The organism is Pseudoroseomonas cervicalis ATCC 49957 (assembly GCF_000164635.1).
Classification (GTDB): domain Bacteria; phylum Pseudomonadota; class Alphaproteobacteria; order Acetobacterales; family Acetobacteraceae; genus Pseudoroseomonas; species Pseudoroseomonas cervicalis.
Genome location: NZ_GG770781.1, coordinates 7231 through 13000, shown reverse-complemented (window position 1 = coordinate 13000; position 5770 = coordinate 7231). Strand labels below are relative to the sequence as shown.

Genomic DNA, 5770 nt, shown 5'->3' with positions numbered 1-5770 from the left:
GCCATCGACGCCGGCCACCTGACCTTCGGCCCGCGCGCGGCGCTGGCGCGGCGGGAGGTCGCGGCGCTGCTGCATCCCGGCCTGGCCCTGCCCACCCTGCCGGAGCGGCCATGGTACCGGGCCTGACCTTGCCGCGCCCCGCGCGGCGGCATCCCTGGGCCGGCGCCTGGGGCTTCGGCGTGCTGGCGCTGCTGGCGGCGCTGCTGGCCGGGCTGGCGCTCGGCCCCGCCTCGGTCTCCGGCGCCGCGCTCTGGGCGACATTGCTGGACGCGCTGGGCCTCGCCCCGCTGCCGCGCGCGCTGCAGCGGGAGGCGGCGGTGCTGACCGTCATCCGCCTGCCGCGGGCGCTGCTGGCCATGATGGTCGGCGCCGGGCTCGGCGTGGCGGGGGCGGTGATGCAGGGGCTGTTCCGCAACCCGCTGGCCGATCCGGGGCTGATCGGCGTCTCCGCCGGGGCGGCGCTCGGCGCTGTCACCACCATCGTCTTCGGCGGCGCGCTGCTGGCGCTGGGTGGCGGGCTGCTCGGGCTGTGGCTGCTGCCGCTGGCCGCCTTCGCCGGCGGGCTCGGCGCCACGCTGCTGATCATCCGCCTCGGCCGGCGCGAGGGGGTGACGGCCGTGGCGACGCTGCTGCTGGCCGGCGTCGCGGTCAATGCGCTCGCCGGCGCGCTGACCGGGCTGCTGGTCTTCATGGCCGATGAGCGCCAGGCGCGCGACATCACCTTCTGGACCATGGGCAGCCTCTCCGGCGCGCGCTGGTCGCAGATGCCGGTGCTGCTGGCCTTCGTGCTGCTGCCGACGCTGGCCCTGCTGCGCCTGGCCCGGCCGCTGAACGCCCTGGTGCTGGGCGAGGCCGAGGCCTTCCATCTCGGCCTGAAGGTGGAGCGGGTGAAGCGCCAGGCGACGCTGCTGGCCGCCATCGCCGTCTCCGCCGGCGTCGCCTTCACCGGGCTGATCGGCTTCGTGGGCCTGGTCGTGCCGCATCTGGTGCGGCTGGCCTGGGGGGCGGATCACCGGCTGGTGCTGCCGCTCTCCGCCCTGCTCGGCGCCGCGCTGCTGGTGCTGGCCGACCTCGCCGCGCGCAGCCTGGCCGCCCCGGCCGAGCTGCCGATCGGCGTCGTCACCGCCCTCCTCGGCGCGCCCTTCTTCCTGTGGCTGTTGCGGCGCGGGGGGGTGGCATGATCGCGCTGCAGGAATGCCGCCTGTCGCGCGGCGGCCGGGTGCTGCTGGAGGGTGTCTCCCTGGCGCTGCGCCCGGGCGAGGTGCTGGCCCTGGTCGGCCCCAATGGCGCCGGGAAATCCACCCTGCTGCGGCTCTTCTCCGGCGAGCTGGCCCCCGATGCGGGCGCGGCGCGGCTGGACGCACGCGACCTCGCGAACTGGGACCCGCTGGAATTGTCGCGGCGGCGCGCCGTGGTCAGCCAGAAGATCGCCCTCTCCTTCCCGCTGCGCGCGGCGGAGGTGGCAGCGCTCGGCCGGCTGCCGTGGCACGGCACCGAGGCCATGCGCCAGGACCGCGCCGCGGTGGCCGAGGCGATGGCCCGCGCCGGCATCGCGCATCTGGCGGAACGGCCCTATGGCCGGCTCTCGGGCGGCGAGCAGCAGCGGGTGCAGATCGCCCGCGCCCTGGCGCAGCTCGCCGGCATGGCGCGGCCGGCGGCGCTGCTGCTGGACGAGCCCACCGCCAGCCTGGATGCCGGCCACCGCGCCCAGCTGCTGCGCCTGTTGTGCGAGCTGGCGGCGGAGGGTCTGGCGGTGCTGATCGTGCTGCACGACCTGAACGAGGCGCGCTACGTCGCCGACCGCGTCGCCCTGCTGGAGCAGGGCCGGCTGGTGGCCGAGGGCCCGCCGGAGGCCGTGTTCCAGCCGGCGCGGCTGGAGGCGGTCTATGGCATCCCCTTCCTGGCGACGGAGGAGGCGCTGCTGCCGCGCTACGCCGCCGCCCTTCGCCCCTGACGGCACGGCCGCCGCCGAAAACCCTTGAAGCGGCGGCCGCCCCGCCCCATCATCTGCCCCATGAATGGGACATCTGTTGAGGCAGTGCGGATGGATCCGCGGTTCATCGCCGAGGTGATGGGGCCGGATGGCTACATCACCGCCGACCGCCTGGTGGAGCAGTTCCGCATCACCAAGGGGGAGCTGGCGCTGGTCGCCGGCCTGTCGCGCGACGCCGTCTCCAAGCTGGCCCGGCTGAAGGCCGGCGCCACCCAGTCCCGGCTGCGCGACATGGTGGAGATCATCAACCGGGTCCGCCCCTGGGCCGGCTCCACCGCCCAGGCCTTCGCCTGGTACCGGGCGCAGCCCCTGCCCTCCTTCGGCGACCAGACCGCCGAGGCGCTGGTGAAGGAAGGCCGGGCGGAGGCGGTGAAGCGCTATCTCGACCGGATGGCGGTCGGCGGCTACGCCTGACCGCGGCGTGCTGCTCTCGGCCACGGTCTACCGCGCGCATCACCCGCGCTGGTCCTTCGACCCGCTCTCGGGTGCCGGGGCGGCGCGGTATGGCGGGCGCTTCAACCCGCGCGGCATGGCCGCCCTCTACACCTCGCTGCGCTTCGAGACCGCCTGGCGCGAGGCGCAGCAGGGCTTCGCCTTCAAGGCCCAGCCGCTGACCCTCTGCGCCTATCGCGCCGAATGCGACGACGTGCTGGACCTGACCGACGCCGCCACGCGAGAGGCGCATGGCATCCGCCCCGCCGACCTCGCCTGCGCCTGGGAGGATCTGGCCGATCGTGGCATCGAGCCGCCGAGCTGGCGCCTGGCCCGGCGGCTGCGCGAGGCCGGCATCGCCGCCATCCTGGTGCCGAGCTACGCCCCCGGCGCCACGCCGGAGGATGTGAATGCCGTCTTCTGGGACTGGGGCGAGGCCGCGCCGCACAGCCTGCGCCTGGTCGATGACGAGCGGCGCCTGCCGCGCGACGATGCCTCCTGGCGATAGAAGCGCGGCCAAGCTGGACGGCGGGCGCGGCGCGCCCCATCCTTGGGAGCATGAGCTTCCTCTCCCTCTACCGCCACGGCTTCGCCCGCGTCGCCGCCTGCACCACGCGCTGCAGCATCGCCCATCCGGCGGCGAATGCCGCCGCCATGCTGGAAGCCGCCCGCCGCGCGCATGAGCAGGGCGCGGCGCTGGTGGTGTTCCCGGAGCTGGGCCTGTCCGGCTACGCCATCGACGACCTGCTGCTGCAGGACACGCTGCTGGACGCGGTGCAGCAGGCGCTGGCCACCATGCTGGTGGAGAGCGCGGGGCTGCGGCCGCTGCTGCTGGTGGGCGCGCCGCTGCGCCACCAGGGGCGGCTCTACAATTGCGCCGTGGCCATGCAGGGCGGCAGGGTGCTCGGCGTCACGCCGAAGCAGCATCTGCCGAACTACCGCGAATTCTACGAGCACCGGCATTTCGCCTCCGGCCAGGGCATGGCGGGCAGCATCCGCCTGCTGGGGCAGGAGGTGCCCTTCGGCGGCGACCTGATCTACCGCGCCGAGGATCTGCCGGGCCTCACCATCCATGCCGAGATCTGCGAGGATTTCTGGGTGCCGATCCCGCCCAGTTCGCAGGCGGCGCTGGCCGGCGCGCTGGTGCTGGCCAATCTCTCGGCCAGCAACATCACCGTCGGCAAGGCGGAGACGCGGCGGCTGCTCTGCCAGTCGCAATCGGCGCGCTGCCTTGGCGCCTATCTCTACGCCGCCGCCGGCGCCGGCGAATCCACCACCGACCTGGCCTGGGACGGCCAGGTCTCGATCTTCGAGAATGGCGCGGTGCTGGCGGAGAGCGAGCGTTTCCCCGAGGGCGAGCAGATGGTGCTGGCCGATATCGACCTCGACCTGCTGCGGCAGGAGCGCGCGCGCCAGGGCACTTTCGACGACAACCGTCGCGGCTTCGGCGCCCCCTTCCGCGAGATCGCCTTCCGCCTCGACCCGCCGCAGGGCGATATCGGCTTCCTGCGCGCGCTGGAGCGTTTCCCCTTCGTCCCCGCCGACGCGGCGCGGCTGCACCAGGATTGCTACGAGGCCTACAACATCCAGGTGGCGGGCCTCGTGCAGCGCTGCCAGGCGACGCGCAACCGCAAGATCATCATCGGCGTCTCGGGCGGGCTGGATTCGACCCAGGCGCTGATCGTCGCGGCGCACGCGATGGATGTGATGGGGCGGCCGCGCAGCGACATCATCGCCTATACCATGCCCGGTTTTGGCACCAGCGCCGGCACCAAGACCAATGCGCATGCGCTGATGGCGAGCCTCGGCGTCACCGCGCATGAGCTGGATATCCGCCCCGCGGCGCGGCAGATGCTGGCCGATCTCGGCCATCCCTTCGCGCAGGGCGAGCCGGTCTATGACGTGACCTTCGAGAATGTCCAGGCCGGGCTGCGCACCGACTACCTGTTCCGCGCCGCCAACCGGCATGGCGGCATGGTGCTGGGCACCGGCGATCTGTCGGAGCTGGCACTCGGCTGGTGCACCTATGGCGTGGGCGACCAGATGTCGCATTACAACGTCAATGCCGGCGTGCCGAAGACGCTGATCCAGCACCTGATCCGCTGGGTGATCCAGTCCGGCCAGTTCTCCGCCGAGGTCGGCGCCACGCTGCAGGCGATCCTGGAGACCGAGATCTCGCCCGAGCTGATCCCGGCCGATGGCGAAGGCCAGGCGCTGCAGAGCACCGAGGCCAAGATCGGCCCCTATGCGCTGCAGGACTTTCATCTGTTCTATACGCTGCGCTACGGCTTCCGGCCCTCGAAGATCGCCTTCCTCGCCTTGCAGGCCTGGGGCGACGCGGCACGCGGCCATTGGCCGCCGGGCTTCCCGGAGGAGCGGCGCAACACCTACGACCTGGCCACCATCCGCCATTGGCTGGAGGTGTTCCTGCAGCGCTTCTTCGGCTTCGCGCAGTTCAAGCGCTCGGCCCTGCCGAACGGGCCGAAGGTGGTGGCGGGCGGCTCGCTCTCGCCGCGCGGCGATTGGCGCGCGCCCTCCGATGGCAATGCGGAGATCTGGCTGGAGGAGCTGCGCCGCAACGTGCCGCAGGCCTGAGGCGTTGGCCTCCTGGTCACCAACCGGGAGGGCACACCATGGCCGCGAAACGCGGGCTTCGCTACGGCCCCTTGGGGGCGCGTTGCCACCATCTCTGCGTCGACATGCAGAACCTCTTCGCCGAAGGCTCCGCCTGGCACACGCCCTGGATGGCGCGTGTGCTGCCGGTGGTGGAGCGGCTGGCGGAGGCGCAGCCGGCGCGCACCATCTTCACCCGCTTCATCCCGCAGCCCCGCCCCGGCGAGGGCCAGGGCGCCTGGCGCCGCTACTATGAGAACTGGCCGCAGATGACGCTGGAGAATCTGCCGCCCGACGCGGTGGAGCTGCTGCCCAGCCTGCGCCGCTTCACTCCGCCGGCGCCGGTCATCGACAAGACGGTGTATTCACCCTGGCTGGAGGACGGTCTGGAGGCGCTGCTGCAGGAGCGGGGCGTGGACACGCTGGTCATCAGCGGCGCGGAGACGGATGTCTGCGTGCTGGGCGCGGTGCTGGGCGCGGTGGATCGCGGCTATCGCGTGGTGGTGCCGGTGGATGCCATCTGCTCCTCCTCCGACCGCACGCATGACGCGCTGCTGACGCTCTACCAGGAGCGCTTCGGCCAGCAGATCGAGGCCGCCGCGACGGAGGAGATTCTCCGCGCCTGGCCGTGAGGGCGGCGGGGGCGCGTGGCGCCCCCGCCCCGCGCGTCACTCGGCCAGCACGGCGATGCCGCTGCCGCCGACGCCGATGCCCACCGCATCGCCCGCCGCC

General features: G+C 73.1%; 5 protein-coding genes and 1 pseudogene. All 6 read left to right on the top strand.

The window, feature by feature from the left end; all coding sequences use genetic code 11:
* Positions 1-110: 110 nt before the first annotated feature.
* Complete coding sequence (locus HMPREF0731_RS15265) at positions 111-1181, top strand: FecCD family ABC transporter permease (protein ID WP_007005064.1); 1071 nt, start codon at positions 111-113, stop codon at positions 1179-1181.
* Positions 1182-1213: 32 nt separating this feature from the next.
* A pseudogene (locus HMPREF0731_RS15260) lies at positions 1214-1954 on the top strand (heme ABC transporter ATP-binding protein); the annotation flags it as partial.
* 90 nt (positions 1955-2044) lie between these two features.
* A complete protein-coding gene (locus HMPREF0731_RS15255; protein WP_007005062.1) occupies positions 2045-2407 on the top strand; it encodes an antitoxin Xre/MbcA/ParS toxin-binding domain-containing protein in 363 nt (120 codons plus the stop codon).
* 7 nt (positions 2408-2414) lie between these two features.
* A complete protein-coding gene (locus HMPREF0731_RS15250) occupies positions 2415-2933 on the top strand; it encodes an RES family NAD+ phosphorylase (protein ID WP_007005061.1) in 519 nt (172 codons plus the stop codon).
* A 50-nt stretch (positions 2934-2983) separates the two neighbouring features.
* A complete protein-coding gene (locus HMPREF0731_RS15245) occupies positions 2984-5020 on the top strand; it encodes an NAD(+) synthase (protein ID WP_007005060.1) in 2037 nt (678 codons plus the stop codon).
* 38 nt (positions 5021-5058) lie between these two features.
* The gene (locus HMPREF0731_RS15240) at positions 5059-5670 is read left to right on the top strand and encodes a cysteine hydrolase family protein (protein WP_007005059.1); all 612 of its coding nucleotides are present in this window, start codon (positions 5059-5061) and stop codon (positions 5668-5670) included.
* The last annotated feature ends 100 nt before the right edge of the window (positions 5671-5770 follow it).

Coding starts and splice junctions, on each gene's coding strand:
- HMPREF0731_RS15265 (WP_007005064.1), top strand. CDS start 111: ATGGTACCGGGCCTGACCTTGCCGCGCCCCGCGCGGCGGCATCCCTGG.
- HMPREF0731_RS15255 (WP_007005062.1), top strand. CDS start 2,045: ATGGATCCGCGGTTCATCGCCGAGGTGATGGGGCCGGATGGCTACATC.
- HMPREF0731_RS15245 (WP_007005060.1), top strand. CDS start 2,984: ATGAGCTTCCTCTCCCTCTACCGCCACGGCTTCGCCCGCGTCGCCGCC.
- HMPREF0731_RS15240 (WP_007005059.1), top strand. CDS start 5,059: ATGGCCGCGAAACGCGGGCTTCGCTACGGCCCCTTGGGGGCGCGTTGC.